Source organism: Streptomyces poriferorum (assembly GCF_019399235.1).
GTDB lineage: Bacteria > Actinomycetota > Actinomycetes > Streptomycetales > Streptomycetaceae > Streptomyces > Streptomyces poriferorum.
The window spans coordinates 1-25,420 of the sequence record NZ_JAELVH010000057.1; the positions used below are offsets into that span (position 1 = coordinate 1).

Annotated in this window: 20 protein-coding genes and 1 pseudogene; 8 read left to right on the forward strand and 13 right to left on the reverse strand. The window is 71.9% G+C overall.

What is annotated here, in order from left to right:
- Nucleotides 1–33: 33 nt before the first annotated feature.
- The 6 genes and pseudogenes from JGS39_RS13060 to JGS39_RS13085 all read right to left on the reverse strand — a co-directional run bounded on the left by JGS39_RS13060 (nucleotide 34) and on the right by JGS39_RS13085 (nucleotide 6,560).
- Nucleotides 34–844, reverse strand: a pseudogene (locus tag JGS39_RS13060) (class I SAM-dependent DNA methyltransferase).
- Between the two features lie 53 nt (nucleotides 845–897).
- Nucleotides 898–2,157 carry an MFS transporter gene (locus JGS39_RS13065; RefSeq protein ID WP_219569017.1) on the reverse strand — a complete coding sequence of 420 codons (1,260 nt, stop codon included), beginning with the start codon at nucleotides 2,155–2,157 and terminating at the stop codon, nucleotides 898–900.
- A complete protein-coding gene (locus JGS39_RS13070; protein WP_219569018.1) occupies nucleotides 2,154–3,299 on the reverse strand; it encodes an enolase C-terminal domain-like protein in 1,146 nt (381 codons plus the stop codon). The genes JGS39_RS13065 and JGS39_RS13070 overlap by 4 nt, the downstream gene beginning before the upstream one ends.
- Entirely contained in the window at nucleotides 3,296–4,492 is a 1,197-nt protein-coding gene (locus tag JGS39_RS13075; protein ID WP_219569019.1) for a PLP-dependent cysteine synthase family protein, read from the reverse strand. The genes JGS39_RS13070 and JGS39_RS13075 overlap by 4 nt, the downstream gene beginning before the upstream one ends.
- Nucleotides 4,489–5,307, reverse strand: a complete 819-nt coding sequence (locus JGS39_RS13080) for a Rossmann-like domain-containing protein (protein ID WP_219569020.1) — start codon at nucleotides 5,305–5,307, stop codon at nucleotides 4,489–4,491. The genes JGS39_RS13075 and JGS39_RS13080 overlap by 4 nt, the downstream gene beginning before the upstream one ends.
- On the reverse strand, nucleotides 5,304–6,560 hold the full coding sequence (locus JGS39_RS13085) for an ATP-grasp domain-containing protein (RefSeq protein WP_219569021.1): 1,257 nt from the start codon (nucleotides 6,558–6,560) through the stop codon (nucleotides 5,304–5,306). Before JGS39_RS13085 ends, JGS39_RS13080 begins: the two co-directional genes overlap by 4 nt.
- Before the next feature lie 286 nt (nucleotides 6,561–6,846).
- On the opposite strand from JGS39_RS13085, the gene JGS39_RS13090 reads away from it, so the two are divergent.
- The 3 genes from JGS39_RS13090 (at nucleotide 6,847) to JGS39_RS13100 (ending at nucleotide 10,530) form a co-directional block, all read left to right on the forward strand.
- On the forward strand, nucleotides 6,847–8,139 hold the full coding sequence (locus tag JGS39_RS13090; protein ID WP_219569022.1) for a phosphoribosyltransferase family protein: 1,293 nt from the start codon (nucleotides 6,847–6,849) through the stop codon (nucleotides 8,137–8,139).
- A gap of 265 nt (nucleotides 8,140–8,404) precedes the next feature.
- Complete coding sequence (locus JGS39_RS13095; RefSeq protein WP_219569023.1) at nucleotides 8,405–9,487, forward strand: tetratricopeptide repeat protein; 1,083 nt, start codon at nucleotides 8,405–8,407, stop codon at nucleotides 9,485–9,487.
- Nucleotides 9,484–10,530 carry a polyprenyl synthetase family protein gene (locus JGS39_RS13100; RefSeq protein WP_219569024.1) on the forward strand — a complete coding sequence of 349 codons (1,047 nt, stop codon included), beginning with the start codon at nucleotides 9,484–9,486 and terminating at the stop codon, nucleotides 10,528–10,530. The genes JGS39_RS13095 and JGS39_RS13100 overlap by 4 nt, the downstream gene beginning before the upstream one ends.
- 21 nt (nucleotides 10,531–10,551) lie before the next feature.
- Here JGS39_RS13100 and JGS39_RS13105 read toward each other — a convergent pair whose 3' ends face one another.
- Nucleotides 10,552–10,983 (reverse strand): DUF2000 domain-containing protein, encoded by a 432-nt coding sequence (locus tag JGS39_RS13105; protein ID WP_219569025.1) that lies wholly within the window; start codon nucleotides 10,981–10,983, stop codon nucleotides 10,552–10,554.
- 145 nt (nucleotides 10,984–11,128) lie between these two features.
- Between JGS39_RS13105 and JGS39_RS13110 the strand changes: the two genes are divergently transcribed.
- The 3 genes from JGS39_RS13110 to JGS39_RS13120 all read left to right on the forward strand — a co-directional run bounded on the left by JGS39_RS13110 (nucleotide 11,129) and on the right by JGS39_RS13120 (nucleotide 14,450).
- On the forward strand, nucleotides 11,129–11,944 hold the full coding sequence (locus JGS39_RS13110) for a helix-turn-helix transcriptional regulator (RefSeq protein WP_219569026.1): 816 nt from the start codon (nucleotides 11,129–11,131) through the stop codon (nucleotides 11,942–11,944).
- Nucleotides 11,945–12,077: 133 nt separating this feature from the next.
- On the forward strand, nucleotides 12,078–13,271 hold the full coding sequence (locus tag JGS39_RS13115; protein ID WP_219569027.1) for an NAD(P)/FAD-dependent oxidoreductase: 1,194 nt from the start codon (nucleotides 12,078–12,080) through the stop codon (nucleotides 13,269–13,271).
- A 240-nt stretch (nucleotides 13,272–13,511) separates the two neighbouring features.
- Nucleotides 13,512–14,450 carry a sigma-70 family RNA polymerase sigma factor gene (locus JGS39_RS13120; RefSeq protein ID WP_219569028.1) on the forward strand — a complete coding sequence of 313 codons (939 nt, stop codon included), beginning with the start codon at nucleotides 13,512–13,514 and terminating at the stop codon, nucleotides 14,448–14,450.
- Between the two features lie 51 nt (nucleotides 14,451–14,501).
- On the opposite strand, the gene JGS39_RS13125 is transcribed toward JGS39_RS13120, so the two are convergent.
- The 4 genes from JGS39_RS13125 to JGS39_RS13140 form a co-directional block, all read right to left on the reverse strand.
- Nucleotides 14,502–15,011 carry a mycothiol transferase gene (locus JGS39_RS13125; protein ID WP_219569029.1) on the reverse strand — a complete coding sequence of 170 codons (510 nt, stop codon included), beginning with the start codon at nucleotides 15,009–15,011 and terminating at the stop codon, nucleotides 14,502–14,504.
- Between the two features lie 100 nt (nucleotides 15,012–15,111).
- Complete coding sequence (locus JGS39_RS13130; RefSeq protein ID WP_219569030.1) at nucleotides 15,112–17,280, reverse strand: discoidin domain-containing protein; 2,169 nt, start codon at nucleotides 17,278–17,280, stop codon at nucleotides 15,112–15,114.
- Nucleotides 17,281–17,457: 177 nt separating this feature from the next.
- Complete coding sequence (locus tag JGS39_RS13135) at nucleotides 17,458–17,775, reverse strand: YkvA family protein (RefSeq protein WP_219569031.1); 318 nt, start codon at nucleotides 17,773–17,775, stop codon at nucleotides 17,458–17,460.
- A gap of 75 nt (nucleotides 17,776–17,850) precedes the next feature.
- A complete protein-coding gene (locus JGS39_RS13140; protein ID WP_219569032.1) occupies nucleotides 17,851–18,105 on the reverse strand; it encodes a WhiB family transcriptional regulator in 255 nt (84 codons plus the stop codon).
- A 213-nt stretch (nucleotides 18,106–18,318) separates the two neighbouring features.
- Here JGS39_RS13140 and JGS39_RS13145 point away from each other — a divergent pair, with 213 nt between their 5' ends.
- Entirely contained in the window at nucleotides 18,319–20,376 is a 2,058-nt protein-coding gene (locus JGS39_RS13145) for a SpoIIE family protein phosphatase (protein WP_219569043.1), read from the forward strand.
- 186 nt (nucleotides 20,377–20,562) lie between these two features.
- On the opposite strand, the gene JGS39_RS13150 is transcribed toward JGS39_RS13145, so the two are convergent.
- Nucleotides 20,563–21,024 carry a hypothetical protein gene (locus tag JGS39_RS13150; protein WP_219569033.1) on the reverse strand — a complete coding sequence of 154 codons (462 nt, stop codon included), beginning with the start codon at nucleotides 21,022–21,024 and terminating at the stop codon, nucleotides 20,563–20,565.
- A 217-nt stretch (nucleotides 21,025–21,241) separates the two neighbouring features.
- Between JGS39_RS13150 and JGS39_RS13155 the strand changes: the two genes are divergently transcribed.
- Entirely contained in the window at nucleotides 21,242–22,159 is a 918-nt protein-coding gene (locus tag JGS39_RS13155; protein WP_308120382.1) for a carbohydrate kinase family protein, read from the forward strand.
- A gap of 93 nt (nucleotides 22,160–22,252) precedes the next feature.
- On the opposite strand, the gene JGS39_RS13160 is transcribed toward JGS39_RS13155, so the two are convergent.
- Entirely contained in the window at nucleotides 22,253–25,252 is a 3,000-nt protein-coding gene (locus JGS39_RS13160) for a carbohydrate binding domain-containing protein (protein ID WP_219569034.1), read from the reverse strand.
- Nucleotides 25,253–25,420: the final 168 nt, after the last annotated feature.

Consider the following 25,420-nt stretch of genomic DNA (forward strand, 5'->3'; position numbering starts at 1 on the left):
GCCCGGCGGGGGCGTGCAGGAGGGCGGGGTCGGTCAGTCGTCCGTGAGCCGGGCGATCACATGAAGCCGGTCGGCGTCGGTCGTTCCGGCGGGCTGGTCGCCCTCGCGCCAGGGGGGTTCGGTGCGGGGCCCGGGCCCGTCGTGGAGTGCGAGGACCTGGAACCCGTTCGCGAGGAGCACCCGGCGGAGGTCCGCGGGGAGCAACAGGCGCCAGGCCGAACTCTGTTCGACCGGGGGCGTTCCGTCGTCGGTGGTCCAGGTGCGGCTGCGGCGGAGCAGGCGGGCTGCCGGGTCCACGCGCAGCCGGGTGACGGAACGGTGGACGACGCCGCGATGGGTGAAGGTGTGGACGGACGGGGCCTCGGAGAACGTGGCGCGGCCGAGGTAGTAGGCACCGTTGCGCATCTCCGCGACGAGCAGGCCGCCGGGGTCCAGGCAGCGTCGGCAGGAAGTGAGGAAGCTGGCGGTCTCGGTGGCGGTCCGGCAGTACAGCAGCGCGCTGTCCAGGCACACGACGGCGTCGAACCTCCGTGGGCCCAGGTCGAACTCCCGTAGGTCGGCATGGAGGTACTCCGGCCCCGGATGCTCCCGGGAGGCATGGCGGAGCATCGCGCCGGAGAGGTCGGCGCCGGTCACGGGCGTCGCGCCCCCGCGCCTGGAGGTACGCGGCGTCGCGGCCGGTGCCGCAGCCGAGGTCCAGGACGCGGGGACCGGACCCGTAACTCCTGAGCGTCTCCTCGGTCCAGCGACCGGCGAGCCGCTGGGGATCCGGGAAGCGGGCCTCGTACAGCGCCGGGTTGTCGGTGAGCAGATTGGCTTCTTCCACAGGTCTCTCCTCAGGCATAGTCGTCGTCCACGGGCTCTCCTCAGACATGGGCGTCGTCCACGGGGCTCTCCTCAGACATGGGCGGCAACAGGGACCGGCCGGCGGGGCAGCGATCCGCGGTGGTGCAGCCGGGCGATCCCCGCCGCCGAGACGAGACCCAGCACGAGGCAGCAGGCCCACGGCAGCCAGCCGGCGCCGACGCGCCGGCCGGTGTCCATCGCCCAGCCGACGGCGGCGTTGCCGAGAGCGGCGGCGATGCCGGACACGACGTAGAAGACTCCGAAGTACGTGCCGGTGAGGCCGGCCCTGCCGAACTCGGGGATCAGTTCCATCACGAACGGCTGGGCGACCATGAGTCCGGTCTGAAGCAGCAGAGCGCCGGCCAGAACGGGGACCGTACGCAGCACGGCCTGGCTCACGCCGGCGTCCGGCGGGGCGCCCGACGTCACCAGCATCGGTGGCACGAAGGCCACCGCCATCAGGGCGAGGCCCGCTCCGATCCACTTCGCCCGGCTGCCCCGTCGTTTCAGCGCGCGGGTGATGCGGAGCTGGAACGCGAGTTGGGCGAGCGTCCCCACGAGGAGGACCAGGCCTGCCGCACCGTCCCACCCGGTGGCCCGGCGTGCGCCGTCGGGCAGCAGCAGATAGAGCTGGCTCTCCAGTGCCACCATGGACACCATCGCGCAGGCGAAGGCCATGAAGGGGCGGTTGCGGACCACTTCACGCCAGTCTGCGAGGACACCGTTCGTGGTGGGTACGGCCCGGCCGGGCGGCAGTACCAGGGCCTGGGCGACGGTCAGCACGGCGAAGATCCCTGCCGCCGTGAGGGCGGCCGCCCGGAAGTCGACCAGGAGCAGGGCGCTGCCGAGGAGGGGACCGATGAGGGCTCCTGTCGTCGCGAAGACGTTGAAGAGCGCGAACGCCTCTGCCCTGCGCTCCCCCGCCTCCTGGGCGAGGTGGGCGCGGACGGCGGGGTTGAACAGGGCGCCGGCCATTCCGCTGAGGACGGAGGCGGCGAGCAGGACCACGATCCCGTCGCCGAGCGCGAAGAGGGCGAATCCGGCCGTCCGCAGCGCGCAGCCGGCGATGATCACCCGGCGGGCCCCCAGCTGGTCCGATGCCGACCCCCCGATCACGAACAGCCCCTGCTGGCTGAGGTTGCGCACACCGAGCACGGTGCCGACGACGGCGGCGGACATCCCGAGGTCGTCGCTGAGGTGCACGGCCAGGTAGGGGATGAGCAGGTAGAAGCCGGTGTTGACCCCGAGCTGGTTGACGAGCAGGAGGCGCACGGCCGGGGACAGGGCGCGTATCTCGCGCCAGGTGCTCACGACCGCACCTCTCCCGCGTTGCTACGTGCCCGGGAGGTGCCGCCCGCCACGATGTGCGAGCGGGGCGCGTCAAACAGTGTGCGCGGGCGTACGCCCAGGCCCGGCCGGCTGCCCGCCCGCACGGTGCCGTCTGTTCCGCCGATTCCCGTCCACGGGTCGTGGGCGAGCAGCAGGTGTCCGTCGAGGTCGGTCCACCGGGCACGGTCCGCGAGGTGCACGGCCGGGGCGATGCCGAGTGAACTCGCGGTGAGGCAGCCGAGCATGAGGCCGGTGCCGCTGCCGGCGATCAGTGCGGCGATGCGCAGGGCGGCGCTCACGCCTCCGCACTTGGCGAGTTTGACGTTGATGCCGTGGACCCGGCCGGCGAGCCGTCTGGCGTCCTCGATTCCGACGGCGTCCTCGTCGGCGATGACGGGCAGCGGCGAGCTAGCGGCGAGCCGGGCCAGGGCCTCGGGGTCACCCGGGGCGACAGGCTGTTCGACAGCCTCGACGCCGAGTTCGGCGAAGCGGCCGAGCAGAGCGGGCGCCGCCGCACTGCTCCAGCCGCCGTTGGGGTCCAGGAGCAGGCGTACGTGCGGGGCCGCGGCGCGCACGGCACGCACGCGCGCCACGTCGTCCTCCGGATCGGGCGAACCGGCCTTGACCTTGATGACGGTGAACCCCTCTCCCGCCAGCCGGGCGGCGAGGGCGCCGGCGTGGTGGGGCGAGCTGATCCCGATGGTCCTGGCGGTCGCGGCGGCGGGCGCGGTGGCCGTGCCGAGGAGGCGGTGCACCGGGGCGCCTGCGCGCTTGCCGACGAGGTCGAGCAGCGCCGACTCCACGGCGGCCGCCACCGCCGGGGGCGACCCGGGGACGACCGGCCCGCCGGTGCCTGAGAGGTCACCGGAGGCCTGCCCGGACAGGGTCTCCAGGGCCGTCTCCGGGTCGGGGAACCGCGCGAGACCGCGACCGCACCGGTCGAGCCAGTGGGTGACGGCCGCGGTGTCGAGGCCGTAGTACACGCTGGTGACGGTCTCGCCGTGGCCGTGCAGCCCCTGATGCTCGATGGTCAGCCGGACCGCGTCACGGGCGGTCGTGGTGGAGCGGGAGATCCGCAGCGGCTCGGCCAGCCGCAGCCCGACAGTGCGCCGGCAGGCCTTCATCGGGACTCCTCCGGTTCGTACGGCAGGCGGACGGTGTACGGGCGGGCGCGCGGCGGAGTGTCTCCAGCGGGCACACGGGCCGGTGTCGCTCCCCCGCGCCCACGGGGCACCGGCTGCCGCACGGGCCTGCGGTCCTCGCGGCGGCCTGCGACGGCGCGGCAGCGCGTCCATCCGGTCGCCTCCACGGCCTGCGGATGGCGGATCTCCACCGGGCGGGTGGCTGCGGTCTCCGGTCCGAGCCCGTGCAGGGCGTTGAATCCGTCGTCGAAGATGCTGCCGAGGTAGCGGTGCGGCCCGTCGGGGAAGACGGTCGCGACGACGGCGCCCGGATGGACGCGGGCCGCCCAGGCTGCGACGAGTGCGACGGCACCGGTGCTCCAGCCACCGCTGACGAAGTTGTCCCGGGCCAGCCGTCGGCAGCTGTCCGCGGCCTCCGCCGGTCCGACCCAGTGGACCTCGTCGAACTGCTCGTGGGCCACGTTGCGTGGATGGATGCTGCTGCCCAGTCCGCGCATCAGGCGGGGCCGGGACGGCTGTCCGAAGATCGTCGAGCCGGTGGCGTCCACGCCGATCAGCCGTAGTCCGGGCCAGCGTCTGCGCAGCGGACCGACGACACCCGCGCTGTGCCCGCCGGTTCCGACGCTGCACACCAGGAAGTCCACATGATCGAGCCGGCCGGCGATCTCGGCGGCGAGCGACGCGTAACCGGCGGTGTTGTCCGGGTTGTTGTACTGGTCGGGCCAGTAGGCGCCCGGCAGTTCGGTGAGGAGTTCCCGGAGCCTGGCCAGGCGGGCGGCCTGCCAGCCGCCCTCGGGGGCCGGACGGCCGACGAGTTCCAGCCTGGCGCCGTGGGCGTGCAGGAGAGCGCGCATGGACGGTTCGAGTTCGGTGTCGCCGACCAGCACGACCGGATGGCCGAGCGCCTGGCCCGCGAAGGCGAGTCCGATGCCGAGGGTGCCGGAGGTGGACTCCACCACCGGTGCGCCGGGGCGCAGTTCGCCGCGTCGCTCGGCGCCCAGCAGCATGGACACGGCAGCGCGGGCCTTCATCCCGCCCACGGCGAAGCCTTCGAGTTTGGCCCAGAAGCCGGGGTGCGGGCAGGGCAGATCGGCGGTGATGCGGGCGAGCGGGGTACCGCCGACGAGCCCGAGGAGTTCCCGGTTCCCGGCGGGGCGCAGGAGTGCGGTGGTCACAGGGCACCTCCGTAGCGGTGCAGGGTTCCGGCGCCGCCGTCGAGCCAGAAGAAGGGGTACGGCTCCGCGGACACGGCGGTGACTCCGGCGCCGATGAGCCGGGGCAGTACCGCGCTGCCTGTCTGGGCGAAGACGACGAGGGGCTTGCCGTGCCGCAGGGCGTGCTCCCGCAGCGGTTCGAAGCTCCCGTTGCCCAGCGTCATCCCGGAGGCCAGGATCGCGTCGCAGCGCTCCAGTTCGGCCGGCGCGTCGGTGCGGACCGGCTCGCCCCACTCCGTCGTGCCGCCCTTGAGGTCGCACGGAACGCAGGCGAGGCCGCGCTCCCGCAGCGCCTCCAGCAGTGAGTTGACCACCCCTACGAGGAGCACGGTGGAGCCGGGCGGAGTGTCCAGCAAACCGACGACGGCGCGTGCCCGCGCCCGGGACTTCTCCAGCGAGCCGCCGGCCTGGAGAGGGAGCGGCCGCGCACCCGATCCGGGTCCGTGGGGCAGCACCGCCATCAGATACGTGTCGAGAGCGGCCACCCGGACCGGGGGCAGTGGGTGGCCGAGCAGCGCGGCGACATCCGCGCCGACGCAGTCGTCGACGACCCCGGCGGGCAGCTCCCCCGGCTCGACCGCGCAGGAGCCGACGGCTGCGCCGATTCGCAGGCTGAGCACCTCGTTGCGGTATCCGCTCCCACGGCCCGGGTGCCGTACGGACTGGCGGGTGGTGAAAGCCATGGCGATGTGGCGGGTTCGCGGGTCGGGCCCGAAGCGGCCGGCCAGGACTCCGGCGACGAGATCCTCGTACGAGGCGGCGGCGGGAGCGGTCATCGGTTCACCACCTGGGGGCGCAGCCGGGCCAGCAGCGCCTCGGCGCCGGCCCTGGCGCCCGGACCGTCGGCGTCGCCGGCCATGACGTGTCCCAGGTACTCGTTGTTGCTGCTCGCCACGCCGACCCGGGTGCCGGGTTGCGCGACACTGAGTTCCAGGACGTCTGCGGCCTCTCCCACCTCGTCGGCGCCGTCGACGCCTTCCAGCACTCCCCCGGCCCCGGGCACCAGGAAGGCGATGGCCGCGCTGTGCAGTCCGGTGGCGCGTGGCCGCAGGTCCGGTGCGCGCCCGAGTGCCACGTTCACGCAGGCTGCTGCGAGGTCGATGCCGGTCACATGACGCACCAGTTCGGTGATGCGGTTGCCGGCCGGGCGGGGGTTGACCTCCACCACACGCGGGCCGTCCGGCGTCAGCTTGATCTCGGTGTGCGCCACCACGGCGTCCAGACCGAGCGCCTCGACGGCCCGCACGGCGGTTTCCCGCGCCGCGCGGTCGTCCTCGTCGCTGAGTGCCGCAGGGAACATGTGGCCGGTCTCCACGAAGGCCGGTGCTCCGCCGGTACTCTTGTCCGTCACCCCGACCACCTCGGTCCGGCCGGCGAACGTCACGGTCTCCACGCTGACTTCGGGCCCGTGCAGGAACTCTTCGAGCAGGACCACGGGCGCGCGGGCCTGGCCCCGGGCGTTGACGGGGAAGTCCATGAGCGCCCGGTGCGCCTCGGCGAGGCCCGTCTCGTCGTCCACGCGCCGCACGAACATCCCGGCGCACAGGTCCACGGGCTTGAGGACCAGCGGCAGACCGGTCTCCCGGGCGGCCCGCACGGCCTCCGCGTGATCCCGGCAGACCGCGAACCGCGGTCCGGGCACGCCCGCTTCGGCGAGGACCTGCCGGGTGAGGTCCTTCCGGCAGGCGTTCTCCACGGCAGCGGGGTCCGGCCCCGGCAGGTTCAGCCGGGTGGCGATCCCGGCGGCGACCGGGAGGTAGTAGTCGCAGGACGTGATCACTCCGTCGAACCGCAGGGAAGCGTGGGCCCGTTCGGCGAACGGCAGCAGCAGACCGGCGTCGTTGGTGTCCGCCGTCAGCACGTGGCGGGCCGAGAGCAGCGGGTGCCTGACGCCCTCGGGCGCGGTGCCCAGGTAGTGGTGGAGGTCGCGGGTGAGAAAGGTGAACTCGTGCCCGCCCTCCCGGATCGCCCGTGGCAGAAGCCTGCTCATCGATCCGACCCAGCTCTCGACCATCAGCAGATGTGCCACGACTACCCCTCTTCGCCACGCAGTTCAGGACCCGGGCAGGCGGCAGCACCCGTCCGGGGGCTCGCGCCTGACTCGCCACACGTTATCGACAATCGTTTTCATTGTCATCTAGCGAGGGAGTCCTCCCGACCGCGGACCGCCCGGAAGGCAGTCCCCGACGCGCCGCTCCGGCTCGGATCACGGCGACAGGACGGTCCCCGGCGGTTGCGGGCACGCGGCGCACGGTGTTGATTCGAAGTAGGTGTACGGGCGGCCGCCCGCCTCCTCGATCCGGGGGTGAACCCCTGTGCTGTTCGCCGACCGCGCCGAAGCGGGTCAGCAGCTGGCCGAGGCGCTGCGCCCGCTGGCTTCGAGCGACCCCGTCGTCCTGGGCCTGCCGCGAGGCGGCGTACCGGTGGCCTTCCGGGTCGCCCAGGAACTCGGCGCCGCTCTCGATGTGATCGTGGTGCGCAAACTCGGCGTCCCCTACCACCCCGAACTGGGCTTCGGCGCCATCGGAGAGGGTGGCGTACGGGTCATCAGCGAGGACATCGTGCGCCGCGGCGGAGTGTCGGAGGCGGATGTCGCCGAGGTCGAAGGTGCGGAGGAGGCCGAGCTGCTGCGGCGGGCCCGCGCCTTCCGGGGCGACCGGCCCCGTGTCCCGCTCGCGGGACGCACAGTGATCATCGTCGACGACGGCATCGCTACCGGCGCGACCGCACTGGCAGCGTGCGAGGTGGCCCGGGCCCAGGGGGCGGCGCGTGTGGTGCTGGCCGTGCCGGTGGCGCCCCCGGACGCCGCCGAACGGCTGGGCGGCCGGGTCGACGAGCTGGTGTGCCTGTCGACTCCGTACGGGTTCTCCGCCGTGGGCGAGTGGTACCGGGACTTCGGCCAGACCCCGGACGAGGAGGTCGTCGCGCTGCTGGCCCGGGCGGCAGCTCCGGACCCCTCGCGGACCGCGGCCGAGGTGGCGGTGGAGGCGGGCGGCGTGATCCTGCCGGGTGAACTCACCCCGGCCGGGGACGCCGGAGCGCTCGTCGTGTTCGCCCACGGATCCGGCAGCAGCCGGCACAGTCCGCGCAACCGCTCGGTGGCAACGGCCCTGAACCGGGCGGGACTCGGCACCCTGCTCTTCGACCTGCTCGCCCCCGCCGAGGAGGCCGACCGCGCCAACGTCTTCGACATCGAGACCCTGGCCGGGCGGCTGGTGGACGCCACCGCCTGGGTACGGCGTCGCGCACCCGGCCCCGTCGGCCTGTTCGGTGCGAGCACCGGGGCGGCGGCGGCCCTGCGGGCCGCCGCGGCTGTCGGCACGGAGCGCGGCGCGGGGATCGGCGCCGTCGTGTCCCGGGGCGGACGGCCCGACCTCGCGGGCGACAGCCTCGGCGACGTACGGGCCCCGACCCTGCTCGTCGTGGGCGGCGACGACACCCGGGTGCTGGAGCTGAACCGGCAGGCGCAGGACCGGTTGCGCTGCGAGAACCGGCTCGACGTCGTCCCCGGGGCCACTCACCTCTTCGAGGAGCCGGGCGCCTTGGACGAGGTCGCGGAGCTGGCCCGGGACTGGTTCACCGCCCATCTGACAGCCGGATCCCGCTGACGCTCCGCCACCCCCCGGCCCCTCCCTCCGCCGGGGGCCCGCCCGGGCCGCGCTCGCTGCCGCACGGTTTCCCGGATCGCCGAGCAACCCTCCGCGCGCATTCACCGTCTTGATCCACAACAAGGCCGCACGCCGCACACGACCGACCTCGACCCACCCCCCACCAGCGCAGGGGTCCGGCGACCGCACATCTATACGCGCAATGTATACACAGGACGTATAGATGCTGCTGCCGCGTCACCCCGCGCACGCACGGAAGGCTCCCATGCACAGCAAAGCAATGGCGCCCGAGTACCAGGGCGCCCTCACCAAGATGTCCGTGAACGCATCCCTCACGGACGTACTGGCCGAGGGGCAACGTCACCTCAAGGAGGCCGAACTCGCCGGCTCCCAGCGGGAAGTGGCCCGCACCGGGCTCGCGGTGGCCGAGGCCCACCGCAGACTGGGCAACGTCCAGGACGCCGACCGCGCCTGGAAGGCCAGCTACCGGGCGGCCCGCTCGGCCGGTGCCACGGGGGCCATGGCCTGGGCGCTGTGGAGCGGCGGCACGCTCGCCCGGCAGCGCGGCGAACTGCGACTCGCCTTCCGACTGCTGCGGCTGGCCGCTGACCTCGGGAAGGAGGGCGGGGACGTGGTCGCGCGCGGCTACTCACTCGCCGGGCTTGCCGAGACCGGACGCATCCAGGGCGACTACCGGACCGTCGCCGCGCTGCACGAGCAGCTCCTCGCCGAGGCACGTGCCCGGGGCGAGGCCCGGCACACCGTCTGGGCCCTGGAGGGCATCGCCCAGATCCACCGCAACACCGGGTCTTTCGACACCGCTCTGGAGATGTTCGAGGAGGCGGCCCGGCTCGCCGGGGACGCCGACGACCGCCGCGGCCGTGCCTGGGCCCTGCGCGGGATGGCCGACATCATCTCCGTACGCGACAACGACCCGGAGCGCGCACTCGGCCTGCTCTCCGAGGCGGAACTCACCTGCCGTGCGATGAAGTTGTCGAGCGCCCTCGCCTACAACCACAAGATGCGCGCCAACGTGCTCTACCGTGCCCGGCGGTACGAGGAGGCCCGGACGGTCTACGAGCAGGCGCTGGCGGAGTTCCGTGCGATGACCGAGCCACGGGGCGAGGCGCTGGCCCGGCTCGGGCTCGTGAAGTCGCTCGCCCGGCTCGGCCGCGACCGTGCCGCAACCGCCGCGGAGCTGGACGGACTGCGGGGCACACTGGACCGGATCGGACTGCTCAACGCCCGCGAGATGGTCGACAAGGCGTACACGGAGCTCGGCGTGACACCGGCCGGCGGCATGGCGGCGGCCGAAGGCGCGACGCCCCCGGCGGGCGGCCTCCAATGACTCCTCCCGTGGCCCAGCGGACCGAGGCGCCGCAGATACTCGCCCGTTGCCGCGAACTCGTCCGTCCGGCGCTCGGCCGGGCGGTCGGGCAGCTGCATCCGTGGCATGCCGAGATCACCGCGTTCTCCCTCGGCTGGGACGGAGCCGGCCGCGACCTCCCCGGCGCCCAGGGAAAGGGGGTCCGGCAGGCCCTGGCGGTGCTCGGCGCGGAGGCCGTCGGCGCGAAGGCGGAGAGCGCGGTCCTCGGCGCGGTCGCCGTCGAGCTGATCCACACGTTCTCCCTGCTCCACGACGACATCATGGACGGCGACGAGACCCGCAGGCAGCGGGCCACCGCCTGGAAGGCCTACGGGACCGGACCCGCGGTCCTCGCCGGCGACGCGCTCTTCGCGCTCGCCGTCCAGACGCTGGCCGGGGCTCCCGGCGGCGCCTGCGCCCCGGCGGTCCGGCTGCTGGCCGGGGCCCTCAACGACCTGGTGCACGGTCAGGCCGACGACCTGCTCTTCGAGTCGCGGCCCTGGACCGGGCCGGATGCCGTGCAGCCGCACGAGTACCGGCGGATGGCCGAGCAGAAGACGGGCGCCCTGCTGGGCTGCGCGACCGGGCTGGGCGCCGTCCTGGGCGGCGCCGGGCGCTCGGAGACCGATGCCCTCACGTCGGCCGGCCGCCATCTCGGCGTGGCGTTCCAGGCCGTGGACGACGTGCTCGGGATCTGGGGCGACCCGGAGGTCACGGGCAAGCCGGTCCACAGCGATCTGCGGCGCCGGAAGAAGACGTACCCCGTCCTCACCGCCCTCACGGCCGGCGGCCCGGCCGCTCTGCGCCTGGCCGCGTTGCTGCGTACGGGCGAGGAACTGGACGACCACGCCGCCCGGCGGACGGCCGGGATGGTCGAGGAGGCCGGCGGACGCGCGGCGGCCCTGGCCGAGGCGGACCGGCAACTGGAGCGTGCGCGCGCCTGCCTGGAGAGCGTGGCCCTGGCGCCGGAGCCTCTCGCGGATCTTCTCGCCCTGCTGCCGTACCTCTCCGCACGCCTCCGCTGACTCCCCGCGCGGCCCACGTCGTCAGGGATGCATCGACGCGCCCTTGAGGATCTTGTCGACGGCGTTGCGGGGGCCGTGCACGGCCAGCCCGACCAGATCCATACCGTCCCGCCGCACCGCGCGGACGGCTGCCCGGTTGTCCCGGTCGTTGCCCGTCGCGAAGAGGTCGGAGGTGAACACCGAAAGGGTCGCTCCCCGGCCGACCGCCCGGGTGTGGGCCGTCGTCAGCAGTTCCTTCGATCCCTCGAAGACCAGAACCGGCTGACGGAACATCGGCAGGTACGGGGTGTCGTCGGCGTCGGCGTACGGCTCACCGACCACCTCGGGCACGGCCGTACCGAGCCCGCTGACGAGGAAGGCCGTCACATTGAGACGCTGCCAGGTCTCCAGGTCGTCCCGGAGCAGCACGGCGATCTTGGTGTCGAAGCGGACGGGGGCGAGGTCATCTGTCATGGCCCCGAGACTGCCCGGCCGTACGCCGCCCCGTCTTGTACGAACTTTGCACGACTGTTCCCGGGGCCGGGAAGCAGCGGCGCCGGGAACAGCGGGCCGGGAAGCAGCGGCCCGGGGAACAGCGGGTCGGGCGTACGATCGGCTCATGGCTGCACGTCCGGACATCACCGCGTGGCGTCCGTCGGTGGCGGGAATCGAAGAGGTCTTCCACGCCCACTTCACCGACCACACCTACCCGATGCACACCCATGACGCCTGGACGCTGCTCATCGTGGACGAGGGCATGGTCCGCTACGACCTGGACCGTCACGAGCACGGGGTGCTCACCGACGTGGTGACCCTGCTGCCCCCGCACGTCCCGCACAACGGCGGCGCCGCCACCGCGGCGGGATTCCGCAAGCGCGTCCTGTACCTCGATGTCGCCCAGGTCGACGAGGGGCTCGTCGGCATGGCCGTCGACCGGCCCGTCCTGCACGATCCGGCCCTGCGCCGCCGCATCGGCCGCCTGCACACGACGCTCGCCGGACCGGGCGACGAACTGGAGGCGGCAAGCCGTCTCGCGCTGGTCGCCGAACGGCTCGACCGGCATCTGCGCAGCCGCCCGGAGCCCGTACGGTACGTCCACGACCGCAGGGTCGCCCACCGGCTGCGGGATCTGCTCGACGAACGGTTCGTGGAGGGGATCACGCTCCAGGACGCGGCGCTGCGGCTGCACGCCCATCACGCGCACCTGGTGCGGGCCTTCAGCCGGGAGTTCGGCATGGCGCCGCACCAGTACATGACGGGTCGCCGCGTCGATCTCGCACGGCGGCTGCTGCTGCGGGGCATGCCCGCCTCGGAGGTCGCGGGCGCCGTGGGGTTCTACGACCAGTCCCATCTGACGCGCCACTTCAAGCGGGTCGTGGGCACCGGCCCGGGACATTACGCCCGCACCCGCGGCGCGTCCGCCCTGTCGGCCTGATCCCACAGCCGTTCCATTGTCCCCGGGGCCCGGCCGCTCACCTGACCCTATGACCCGCGTCACATCCGGTTCCTGTCAGACATCGCGGCGCCGTCTCGTTCAAAGGGCACGCGAACGAGACAGGAGCAACGCCATGAAGCACCGCATCGTCGTACTCGGTGCCGGATACGCCGGAGCCTTCGCCGCCGGCAACCTGGCCCGCCGGCTCTCACCCGCCGACACCGAGATCACCGTCGTCAACGCCGCGCCCGACTTCGTTGAGCGGATGCGGCTCCACCAGCTCGCGATCGGCCAGGACCTCGCTTTCCGCAGTCTCAGCGACGTATTCGCGGGCACCGGAGTACAACTGCTGCCGGCCCGCGTCACCGGCATCGACCCCGAGCACAGGACCGTCGCCGTGACCGGCGGGGACGGTGACCGTGAGCTCTCCTACGACACGCTGCTCTACGCGCTCGGCAGCACCGTGGCCCACCACGGCGTCCCGGGCGCGGCCGAGTACGCGTTCGATGTGGCCGACCGGTCCTCGGCGTTGCGTCTGCGTGAGCGCCTGGCCGGACTGCGCGCGGGCGGCACGGTGCTGGTCGTCGGCGAGGGGCTGACGGGCATCGAGACGGCCACCGAGTTCGCCGAGTCCCGGCCGGACCTCTCGGTCGCGCTCGCCGCCCGTGGCGAACTCGGCGCCTGGCTCGCCCCGAAGGCCCGCCGTCACCTGCGCCGGGCGTTCGACCGGCTCGGCATCACCGTCCACGAACACACCCCCGTCGAAGCCGTCGAGCCGGCACGGGCGATCGCCGCCGACGGTACGGTCCTCCAGGCCGACGTCACCGTCTGGTCGGCCGGGTTCGCCGTGCACCCCATGGCGGCGGACGGCGGCCTGGAGGTTGCCGGGGCGGGCCGGATCGTCGTGGACCGCACCATGCGCTCGGTCTCCCACCCGGACGTCTACGCCGTCGGTGACTGCGCCTACGCGATCGGCGAGAACGGGCGGCCACTGCCGATGTCCTGCGCCTCCGCCGGCGTCACCAACATGCAGGCGACCGCCGCGATCATCGCGCGTCTGACAGGAACCAAGGTCCCGGCCACCGGGCTGAAGTACTACGGCAACCACATCAGTCTGGGTCGGCGGGACGCGATCTTCCAGATGGTGGACGGGGACGTACGGTCGAAGTCCTGGTACCTGGGCGGCCGGACCGCCGCACGGCTCAAGGCGGGCGTGCTCAAGGGGGCCGGATGGGGCATCGCCCACCCGACCTTCGGCATGCCGAAGCGCCGGCGCCGCGTGGCCACCGCACCTGACCGGGCCGGTACGGGGGCAACCGCCCGCTGAGGGCTGCCCCGCAGTTCCCGGTGGATCAGCGCACGGCGCCGGATGCGGTGCATCTCAAGGCGGCCAGGCGCCCGCACCCTGGCGCGCAGGACGGAGGAGAGAGTCATGACGGGAGCGCCGGCGGCCCACGGCAGCACCGCGAGGTGCGGAACCCGGCCCCGCGAGGAAGACGTGATGCCAACGAAAGGTCCTGAGGGCTGTCCCGCAATTCCTGGCGGGAGAGCCCTTAGGCTGCTCGCCATGGACAGCGCAGCCGTCGATCGGTTCGAGGCCGGCCGTGGCCGTCTGGCCTCGCTCGCCTACCGTCTGCTCGGCTCGGCCGCCGACGCCGAGGACGCCGTGCAGGACACGTTCCTGCGCTGGCTGGCCGCGGACCGCGAGCGGGTCGAGGTGCCGGAGGCGTGGCTGACCAAGGTCCTCACCCGTCTCTGCATCGACCGGCTCCGCTCGGCGCAGGTGCGCCACGAGCGAGCGGCCGGTGCCTGGCTGCCCGAGCCGCTCCTCGAAGGCGACCCGATGCTCGGCCCCGCCGACACCTTCGAACAGCGCGAATCGGTGTCCCTGGCCGTGCTGACCCTCCTGGAACGGCTTTCGCCGGTGGAGCGGGCCGTCTACGTGCTGCGCGAGGCCTTCTCGTACAGCCATGCCGAGATCGCCGGCATCCTCGACATCACCGCGTCCGCGAGCCAGCAGCATGCCCACCGGGCCCGGATCCGGGTCGCGGCCGAGCGCGGCCGCCGCGGCGAGGCCGATCCCGCGTCGGCGCGCAGGATCGTCGAGGAGTTCCTCGCCGCCGCCGTTTCGGGGCGCACGGAACGGCTGGTGGAGCTGCTCACCGACGACGTGACGCTCCTCTCCGACGGCGCCGGGCTGAGCAAGCGGCTGCTGCGGTTCAGGACACCCGAACGCGTCGCCTCGTTCGTGCGGGCAGGCTTCCGGCCGACGCCCGCGAAGCGGCGGCTGGCCGGCGGATCACCGGCGATGCACATCGCGGTGGTCAACGGCTCTCCGGCCGTCCTGGCCGTGATCGACGGCCGGGTCGTGGGCGCGGTGGCCTTCGACGTGAGGGACGGCAAGGTCGCGTCCGTGTGCGGCGTCGCCGCGGCGGGCCGGCTCACCCGCCTCGACGAGGCGTGGCGGCTGCACCCGCACGGCGCGCCGGTCATCGAGGCATGGTGAACGGCCGGAGCCCCGAGCCGGCCCGTTCCTGCCCGGTCCGGACGAGCACTCTCAGCGGCGCTCCAGGCAGCCGCGCACGAAAGCCGCCTGTCCCGCGTGCTGGAGGTCGTCCGCCAGGACGCTGACCAACCGGACGCCCAGGGTGACGGGCGGCGACCACGCCTCGTCGACGACGCGGTCGAGCGCCTTGCCGTCGAGGCGGCCGATGAACTCGGCCGAACGTGCGTGCACGGCGTCGTAGTACCCCAGCAGCAGGTCCGCCGAGCCGACCTTGACCGCGCCGACTTCCTTGCTGCTGTGCCCGTAGCCGGTGGCGCCCTCCGCGAAGGGCAGATCGAAGCGTGCGGCCCAGCCCTCGGTGAACCAGACCTGCTCGGTGTCCGCCGCGTCCGCGAGGTGATCGTCCTGGACGCGGGTCAGGTGCCAGACCAGCCAGGCGATCGAGTTGGCCCCTTCGTCCGGGCGTGCGTTGAGGTCGTCGGGTTCGAGACCCTCGACGGCCGCGTGCACGGTCTCCTGGATGCGGGTGTATCCATCGGTGAGGATTTCTGCGACGTTCATACCCTCACCTTGGGCACTTCCCCGCCCGCGGCCCGCCATCGACACGCCCCGCGACGTCCGTGCGCCGGTGAGGGAGCCCTCACCGGCGCACGGCCGGCTGTCAGCCGTAGATGCCGAACTCCCAGAGCGAGTAGCCCCAACCGGTGCCCCGCTGCGTGAGGTTGAGCTTCACATAGCGGGCGGTCTGCGCGAGGTCGAGGTCGTCGGCGTCGCCGTTGCCGCTGGTGGTGGAGTACACGGACCGCCAGTTGGCGCCGTCGTCCGAGACCAGTACCTCGTACGCCTTGGCGTAGGCCGGGTCCCACACCAGTTGGACGTGGCGCAACGACTTGCGCTCGCCCAGGTCGACCTGGATCGACTGGGGGTCGCTCCAGTCGCTGGCCCAGCGGGTGTCCATTCGGCCGTCGGTCGCCATCGCGGCGGTGCAGGGGCAGCCGGTGCTGCCGGCCTGTGCTGACGTGGCGGTGGCCGGCCGTCCGAGGGCCAGGTTGGTGCCGGCGACCGGGGGCACCACTACCTTCACGGACTTGGTCTCTATGCCCGCGTTGCCGTGTCCGTCCTCGGCCTGGATGTAGACCTTCCACACCCCGAGCCGGTCCGGCGCCTTCACCGCGAAGGTGCCGTTGCCCGTGGCGCGCCACGCGGCCTCGACCAGGGCCTTGTCACCCGTGGCGTAGTTACCGCTCAGATAGATCTTGTACGTCAGCGCGTCGTTGTCCGGGTCACGGACGTCGGCACGAACGGTGAACTCCTGGCCGGCGGGCGCGCCGTTGGCGTTCTGCACGGTCATGTTGCTGATGACCGGCGGGGTGTTGTCCCCGGCCGTGGAGCCCGCGTACGCCTTCTTCAGCGCGTAGTACGACAGGCGCTTCTTGCCGTCGGGCACCACGTTGAACCAGATGCCGCCGAAGTCGTGCTCCGTTCCGTAGTGGAAGAGGGTCGCGCCCAGGGCGACGCCCCGGTGGTCGGTGATGCAGTTCCAGGCCTTGGTGTAGCCCTCGGCCTTCTGGACGTCGGTGGGCTCGTCCGGGACACCGTTGGCGTCGTCCGGCACCTCCCACTCACCGGCCGGGCCGCCCTCGGTGATGATGTAGGGCTTGGTGTAGCCACCGGACTCCCAGGCACCGCGCACGCCGCAGATGTCGCCGTAGGAGTTGACCGAGTACAGGTCGAGGTCGGGGGCGTTGCGCTTGTAGTAGGGCCAGGCGCCGGTCCAGGCGTCGGTCGAGGTGACCGGGTGGTTCGGGTCGATGGTGTGGATCTTCTTCGCCACGTCGTTGACGAAGGTGGTGTAGGCGTTGCGCTGCTTCTCCAGTTCGTCACCGCTGTAGCAGTTCTGGAGTCCGAGCACCGACTCGTTGCCGACGTTCCACATGAGGATGCCCGGGTGGTTCCTGTACGTGTCGACCCACTTCGCGAACTCGGTGAGCGAGGCGTTCTTGTACGCGTCGTCGGTCAGGTAGTTGACGCAGCCGCCGCTGCCCGGACCGCCACCCGGCTGGAGCCAGAAGCCGCTGACGACCCGGATGCCGTTGGCCGCGGCCTCGTCGAGCAGTGGCTTGGAGGAGGCGTCGGTCCCCCAGGTGCGGATGGTGTTGACGCCCATCGACCGGAGGTCGGGGAGGTAGCGGCCCGCGTCGGCGACGGAGGGGCCCCAGGTCAGTCCCTTGACCTGGTAGGGCTTTCCGTCGACGGTCAGCTGCCAGTTGCCCTGCGAGCCGGTGACACGGACGGCGCCGCCGGTGGCGGGCGGCGGGCCGGTGGTGCCGTACACCTGGAACTCCCACAGGGAGTAGCCGTATCCCCCGGCCCGGGCGGTGCCGTACATCCGGACGTACCGGCCGGAGCCGGACAGGGTCAGATCGTCCGTTCCGCCGTCGCCGGCGGTCACGGTCTTGAGGGTCCGCCAGTCCGATCCGTTGTCGGAGGCCTGGATCTCGTACGCCTTGCCGTAGGCGGACTCCCAGGTCAGCACAGCCCTGCTGAGGTCGGCGGTGGCCCCCAGGTCGACCTGGATCCACTGGGGATCGCGCCATTCACTGGCCCAGCGGGTGCCCGTCAGGTTTCCGTCCACGGCGGCGGAGGCCGCGTAGCCGTCCCCCTCGTGGGATGAGGCGGTGGCGTTCTTCCCCTGCGAGAGAAGCGACTCGGCGGCTCGGGCAGGGGGCGCTGTCAGCATCACGAGCGACGACGCGAGAAGCGCGAGAAGAGTGATCAGCAGCGTGCCCGGACGCGGTCTCGCGGGCAGGGCTGCGCTAGGTCTGTGCACATTCTCTCCTGGCAGAAGAGTGGGGGACCGGTGTCCCGGAACCGGATGGGAGAGCGCTCTCCCAGGAGAGTGACGTGTGCGTGCTCAGCTGTCAACGAGCGCGACGGATCCGGTTCCCCGCACGCGAGCGACGCCCGGAATCCGGACGCCGCTCCCCCGCACGCGGTACGTACGGCCCTACGGCACGAGGTTCCGGGCCTCCACCTGCCGCTCCCCGTGCCTGCCCACTCCGGCGGCCCGCGCGGCACCGTGCAGCGAACGCAGGGCCAGCAGCAGGAAGCCGATGTCATCGAGGTAGACGGGGTCCGGCAACAGGTCGACGGGCGACACCGTGTAGATCACCGCCGCCCAGAGCAGTGCCTTGTCACGCAGGGGAATCCCGGCGTCGGCCAGCAGCTTCCTGGCGCGCAGTACCCGTACCAGGAGAACGCCGGCGACGCCCACCGTGAGCAGCACGAAGACTGCGCCGATGACGATCCATGCCGTGGTGTCCATGCTTCATCGTGTACCCGGCTGCCGGAGAAATACCAGGCGAGTATGGCGGCCATGGGAGTGACGATGCCCTCTCCGTCAGCGGGGGTCCTTGGCCTGCCTGCGCGAACGGCGCTTCAGCGCGCGCCGCTCGGTCTCGTCCAGACCGCCCCACACCCCGGCGTCCTGGCCGTTGTCCAGAGCCCATCGCAGGCACTCCTGTCGCACGGGGCAGCTCCGGCACACCGCTTTGGCGTCCTCGGCCTGCACGAGCGCGGGACCGGTGCTGCCGATGGGGAAGAACAGATCGGGGTCCTCCTCGCGGCAGGCCGCGAGCATGCGCCAGTTCTCCATGGGTTCTCACTCTCCTGACGGTCGTTTTCCACTGTTCGGCTCCGTACGCTGCGGGTGACCGCCCTCGGGCTTCCGAAACCTCCCTGCGGCACACGGTGCTCGGTCGTCGAAGCTGCGCGTGTGGTGGCTCCGGGGCGACCATGGGAGACAGCGGGCCTGCGTCCGGGCGCGAGGACTGCGTGGGAAGGATGGTCTGTGGGCGGCACCGATGACATGCGGACCGGCTGGGGCGATGCGCGCAGGGAAGGCGTGCACCGCTCCCCGGAGGGGGGACTGCTCGACGTCCTCGGTGTGGGCGCGATGGTGCTGGACACCGAGGGGCGCATCGTGCTGTGGAGCCCGCAGGCGGAGGCGCTGCTCGGCTACGCGCCCGCGGAGGCGCTGGGCCGGTTCGCCGCACGGGTCCTCGTGGACGAGGAGCACTTCGAGCTGGTGCTGAGGCTGTTCACCGAGGTGATGAGGAGCGGCGAGGCGTGGGCGGGTGTCTTCCCCGTACGGCACAAGGACGGCACCTCCCGGCTGCTCGAGTTCCGCAACATGAGGCTCCAGGACGACCGTGGCCACTTCTACGCGCTGGGCCTGGCGGCGGACGGAGCGACGCTGCGTGAGGTCGAGCGCGATCTCGCACTGTCCGTGCGCCTGGTCGACCAGTCACCGATCGGCCTGGCGGTCCTGGACCACGACCTGCGCTATCTGGCCGCCAACCCCGCGCTGGAGCGGATGGACGGGCTGAGCGCCGACGGTCACCTGGGCCGCCGGGTGGGTGAGGCGTTGCCGTTCCTGGACTCCGACGCCATCGCAGCGGCGATGCGCGAGGTCCTCAGGAGCGGTGTGCCACAGGTGTCGCACGAGGTGGTGGGACGCACTCCCGCCGATCCGGACACCGATCGTGCCTGGCAGGTGTCGCTGTACCGGCTGGACGACTCCGGGGGCCGGGTGCTCGGGATCGCCGTGTCGCTGATCGACGTGACCGACCGCTACCGGGCGGGTGCCGAGGTGGAGCGTGCCCGGAACCGCCTTGCACTGATCGCGGACGCCTCGGTGCGGATCGGCACCACGCTGGATCTGGAGCAGACGGCCCGGGAGCTGGCGGAGGTCACCGTGCCCGAGCTCGCCGACGTCGCCGCGGTCGATGTCCTGGACAGCGTCCTGAAGGGGCACCCCGGGCTGACGGAGGGCCCTCTCCTCATCCAGGCCCTGGCCGTCGTCGCGGCACGGCCGAACCCCGTGGTGGAGGCGGCGGATCCGCCGGGCCACGCTGCCCAGTACGGTGCCGACCGGCTGATCACCCGCTGTGTGCGGACCGGCCGGCCGGTCCGGGAGCCGTACCTCGACGCGGGGATACTCGCGCGCATAGCCAGGGACAGCCGATCGGCCGAGCTCCTCGCGGAGGCGGGCGCGCACTCCTACATGGCGGTGCCACTGATCGCACGGGGCGAGGTCCTGGGCGCGATCGACCTCATCCGGACGGACAATCCGCTGCCGTTCACCGAGGACGACGAGCTGATGGCGTGCGAGCTGGCCGCCCGTGCGGCGGTCAGCATCGACAACGCACGGCTGTACCGGCAGCAGCGGGAGACCGCGCTCACCCTGCAGCGCAGCATGCTGCCGCGCGACCACCACGATCCGGTGGGTCTGGAGGTGGCGTCCCGCTACCAGCCGGCCGCTGCGCGGTACGAGGTCGGCGGGGACTGGTTCGACGTCATCGGGCTGCGCCAGGGGCGGACCGCGCTGGTGGTGGGCGATGTGATGGGCAGCGGCATCAACGCAGCCACCACGATGGGGCGGCTGCGTACCGCCACGCAGACCCTGTCCAGGCTGGGTCTCCAGCCCGCCGAGGTGCTGGGGCACCTGGACGAGATCACCGCCGACCTCGACCCGCCCTTCGCCACCTGCGTGTACGCCGTGTACGACCCGGACGCCGGGTGGTGCCGCATGAGTACCGCCGGTCATCTCCCGCCGGTGCTGATTCCGAGGCACGGTGCGCCGCGTCTGATCGATCTGCCTGCCGGGGCGCCGCTCGGTGTGGGCGGTGTGCCGTTCAGTGACGTCACCGTGCCGCTCGGGCCCGGCGACCGGCTCGTGCTGTACACCGACGGTCTGGTGGAGACCAGGGACGACGACATCGACAGCCGGCTGGACAGCCTGCTCCGGCTGTTGCGCGATCCGGATCCGTCGCTGGAGGAGTCCTGCGACCGGCTGCTGCGCGAGCTGCGGGCTCCCGCGGACCTCGACGACGTGGCCCTGCTGATGGCCCGGGTGCGCGGCTGACGCCGGGGTGGCGGCACGGGGAGCGCGCCACCGCGCCGCGTATGCGGATCGGGTGGTCCCGGTGGGTCAGCGTGCGCGGGGAGCGTGCCACCGCGCCGCGTATGCGGATCGGGGGGTCCCGGTGGGTCAGCGTGCGCGGGGAGCGTGCCACCTCCCCGAGTATGCGGATCGGGTGGTCCCGGTGGGTCAGCGTGCGCACCCGCGGTGCCGGCGGCGGTGTGCGGCGGCGCCGGTCCGGCGTGTGCCCGCGCCGAGGAATCCCAGCCCGATCCCGAACATCCAGGAGTCCTTGGCCAGCGCGACGCCGTCCTGGGTCGGGCTCAGGCTGCCGGGCTCACGCATCCCCGGAGCACGCAGGTACAGGCCGACCAGCCCTCCGGAGAACCCGGTGAGCGCCAGCCCGGCGAGCCTGGTCGGGACGAAGGGGACCAGCAGACTGCCGCCCACCGCGATCTCGGACCAGGCCAGCAGCCGGGTGAACCGGCCGGGCTCGATCTTCTTGAGGAACGGGTAGGCGGTGCAGGCCATGCCGTGCAGTCCCTGCTGCGTCCCCTCGTCCGCCTTGAGCTTGCCCAGACCGGAATTGAGGATGAACGCGCCGGTGGCGATGCGCGGCGGGAAGTCCCGCAGTTCGGGCAGCGGCAGCATGGGTGCCTCCAGATGAGTCAGCTCGTCGGCCCCCGGTCGAGCATAGCCAGCGGGCCTCGGTGACGCGCGCAGAGAACAGCCGGCCGTACCGGCCCGCCCGGGGAGAACCGCGCCCGGGGCCGGAACTCATCGCCCGGCAGACGGGCCCGGAAGAGGGCCGGACGGGTGTACGGGGCCTCCGCCATACTGATCACGGCGGGAACGGAGAGGCGGAACAGTGGTCCAACAGCAAACGGAATACGACGTCTTGGTGGTCGGCGGCAGCGGAGTGGACACGATCGTCCGCGTCGACGCCCTGCCCGTCCCGCTCGCCGACTCGGTGATGGTCGGCCCGATCGAGGAGTGGCCCGGTCACACCGGGGGCAACGTGGCTCTCGGCGCGCGTGCGCTGGGCCTGGAGGTCGCGCTCCTCGACTGCATCGGCGACGACTGGACCGGTGCGCAGGTGCGCGAGCGGCTGGCCAAGGGTGACGTGGAGTTCCATCCCGTGATCTCGGCGGCGGGCACCCGCCGCGCGGTGAACCTGGTGGACGCGACCGGCAGGCGGATGTCGTTCTACGACGCCCGCGATCCGGAGGACCTGCGGATGCCGCGGGACTTCTATCTTCCCCGGCTGCGGCGCGCACGCCATGTCCATCTGTCCATCATGAACTTCACCCGCTTCCTGTACGACGACATCGAGACCCTCGGCGTCCCGGTCTCCACCGATCTGCACGACTGGGACGGACTGGCCGGCCATCAGCGGGAGTTCGCCCTGCGGTCCGATCTCGTGTTCTTCAGCGCGGCGGTGACGGGTGACCGTACGCCCGCGGTGATGCGGGAGATCCTGCGTGAGGGCCGCGCCGGCACCGTGGTGGCCACGGCAGGTGCGGAAGGCTCCTACGTCCTCACGCGCGACGGCGGTCCGGACCCGCGCCACGTCCCGGCGACCGTGCCTCCCGCACCGGTGGTGGACAGCAACGGCGCGGGCGACGCGTTCGTCACCGGGTTCCTGTACGGGCGGCTCGAAGGCCGGGACGCCCTCGGGTCCGCCCGGCTGGGCGCGGCGGCGGGTGCTTTCGCCTGCACGGCACCCGGCTCCACCGCCATGATCGGCCGGGAAGCCCTGCTGGCGGCGGACGGCCGCGCTTCGTAGGCCGTCGCCGCACGCGCGGACGCGCCCCGACGGGCCGGGATGGCCGGCCCGTCGGGGCGCTCGCGTTGCGGGCGGGTGCGCGCTGCCGCCGGCCTACTTCAGGTAGGGACCCGCGGTGCCGATCATGCCCGGTCCGTTCAGCACGTAGACACGCATGTTGCCCTTGCCCGGCGCGGCGACAGTGAGCTTCCCGTCGGTGACGACCCGCGTGTCGCCGGTGACGGCGTCCTTGTACGTGCCGTTGGGGATACCGGTGTACGAGGCTCCGCCGGTGACGGTGACGAGGGCGAAGCTGTCCGTCGCGCCACTGGTGTAGCGGCGCTTGTACGCCATCTGGCCGGTGATGCCCTCGGTGGAGTACTGGCCCATCTGCAGGGCGGGAACGGCCCGGCGGATCTCGTTGAGCCGCTGGACGTGCTTGACCAGGGGCTTGGCCAGCGTGCTGGCGACCTCACCGCTGGCGGAGTCGACCTTGGAGAACTCCGAGGAGGTGACGTTCCCCGCGAGGTGGTCGCCGTAGTAGGCCCGTCCGGTCGTGGCCAGCGGGCAGGTGGGGCCGCAGTCGATCTTCTTGCCGGCCTGGAACTCGATCTCCGATCCGTAGTAGAGGGTGGGGATGCCACGGAAGGTCCACATCAGGGCCATGTTCTCGGCCCAGGCGCCGGTACCGCCGGTGTAGCGCTCGCTGCTCTTGTTGGGGCCGTAGTCGTGGCTGTCGACGTAGACGACGTTGTAGGTGGCGTCGTTGGTCGAGTCGTCGGAGTCCTTGCCGTTGTTGTACGCGTTCGTGGCATCCCCGAAGTTCATGTGCATGCGCATGTCGATGATGTTCATGCCGGAGAACTTGCTGTGGTCCGGTACGTGGTACGTGTTGCCGTTCAGGAACGCGTTGTCCGAGGTCGGCTGTGCCCCGGTGCCGAGCTGCTGCTCGTAGTCGTACATCTCCAGCGCGGCCTTGGCGTCGTCGGCGGCGTACTCCTTGCGTTCCTTCCAGGTGAAGAACTGCGCGGAGTGGTTGACCGAGCCGCGGTTCCACTTGTCGTTGACGAACGCACCGACCTCACCGAAGACCAGGAAGTTCTTCGCGGCCTCGGCGCCGAACTGCTGGGTGACGCGCTCCTGGATCGCGGGCAGGAAGCGGCGGTTCCAGGTGGTGCGCGGGACGTGGACGGCGGTGTCGATGCGGAAGCCGTCGACGCCCATGTCGATGTACTTGTTGTACGCGCCGATCAGGTAGTTCTGGACCGGTGCGGACTCGGTGTTGAAGTCGGCGAGGTCGTCGTGCAGCCAGCACGAGCGGGAGTCCTCGCCCTCCCAGTTCCCCAGCCAGCAGTTGTGGTAGTACTCCTTCGGGAACATGCCGGACGTGGGGTTGGGCCACTGGCAGTTGTAGATCCTGTAGCCCTCGGGCGAGGTGGCCCCGGTCGCCTTGCCCCAGTTGAGACAGGTGTTGCCCGCGGGCTCGGCCGTGGACCACAGGTCGCCGTTGTAGTACGACTTGCCGCTCTTGGGGTCGACGGTCAGTCCGTCGTACTCGAAGCCCTCGTTCTTCTCGTCGTAGTACCAGCTCCACTGGCTGTCCCGGACGCCGTAGACGGTCGGGGTGAACAGGCCCTTGGCGCCCCATCGCGAGGAGTGGTTGTAGACGACGTCCTGGTAGATCTTCACGCCCTTGGCATGGGCCGCGTTGATCAGGTCCTGGTAAGAGGCTCCGGCGGACTCCAGGCGCGGGTCGACCTTGTAGAAGTCGTAGCCGTGATAGCCGTGGTAGTCGTAGTCGGACCGGTTCAGGACGACCGGGGTGATCCAGATGGCCGAGAAGCCGAGGCCCTTGATGTAGTCGAGCTTGTTGACCAGACCCTTGAAGTCGCCCCGGAACATGGGGTCGTTGTTGGCGGCGTTGCCGGACTTCACGTCCTGGCTGCCACCGCGGTTGTTGCTCGCGTCCCCGTCGTTGAAGCGTGCGGTCAGCACGAAGTAGATCGGGTCCTTGCGCGGGTCGGTGCCCAGCGGCTTGCCCTGGGCGGCCGTCGGCGGCCTGACCCCGGTGGTCGCCTTCGCTTCCGCGGAGGCGGCGGAGGTGTTGCCCGCCGCGTCGACCGCCTTGACCGTGTAGGTGTAGGCGGTCTTCTCCTCCAGGTTCGACTCGGAGAGCACCGTCGAGCTCACGTCGGTGACGACACTGCCCTTGGTCCCTCCGGTCCGGGTGACCTGGTACTTGGTCACCTTCTTGTTGTCGGAGGAGGGTTCCCAGGTGAGGATGACGGCCACCCCGTCGGCCTTGGCCGTCACCTCGGTGGGCACGGTCGGCGCCTCGGTGTCCGGCGGCTCGGCGACGCACGGGTCCTTGGCGTCCTTGGCCACCGTGCGGTCCTTCACGGTGCTGACGCCGGCGGGGACGGTGTAGTTGCCGCCGTTGTTGTTGTCCCAGACCCCGTTGCCGTTGTTGAACACGGCCTGCATCGAGGTGGCGGTGCCGAGGCCCACCGTCTTCTTCACCCAGCCGGTGCAGGCCGGCTCCATACCGACGCCCGGCACCGTGGTCCAGGAGCCGCCCGCGGGCTGGTAGTGCAGGTTGGTGGTGGTCCAGCCGACGGTGGCCGTCGAGTAGTACACCGAGGCGGTGTTCGCGCCGTCGTCGCCCGGGCTCGGGCTCGGGTCCGGGCCGGTTCCCGCGCACGGGTCGCTGTGGGCCACGACCCCGTCCTTGACGGTGACGTTTCCGCTGCCCAGGTCGTAGTTTTTGCCGGCGTTGTTGTCCCAGACACCCGAGCCGTTGTTGAAGGTCGCCTTCAGCCCAGCCGCGGTCCCGAGGGAGACGGTCTTCTTGACCCAGTCGGCGCACGCGGCCTCCATCGCCACGCCGGGCACGGTGGTCCAGGAACCGCCGTCCGGCGCGTAATGAAGGTTGTACGCAGCCCAGTTCTTCGTCTTGGTGTAGTAGAAGACGGTCGTGGAGGTCTCGGCAGCGGCGACGGGCTTCGCGTCGAGGTCAGGGGTGCCGGGCAGTGCGGTGAACAGGCCGAGCACTGCGGCCGCGGCCGTGGCTGCCGCCAGGGGGCGTCTCAGCAGCCGGTGAGGGGTGCGTTTCATCGGTGTCTCCAGGGAAGGGCCACGGCGACGGCGAAGCCGTGGCGTCCAGGACGCAGGAGTCGGGGACCTGCGCCGTCCCGCCGGAAACCCTGACGCGCCTCAAGGTCCGAGCGATGGGGGCGATCCGGCTTGAAATGCCAGCCGGAATGTTGCTGCAATCTCTTGCAG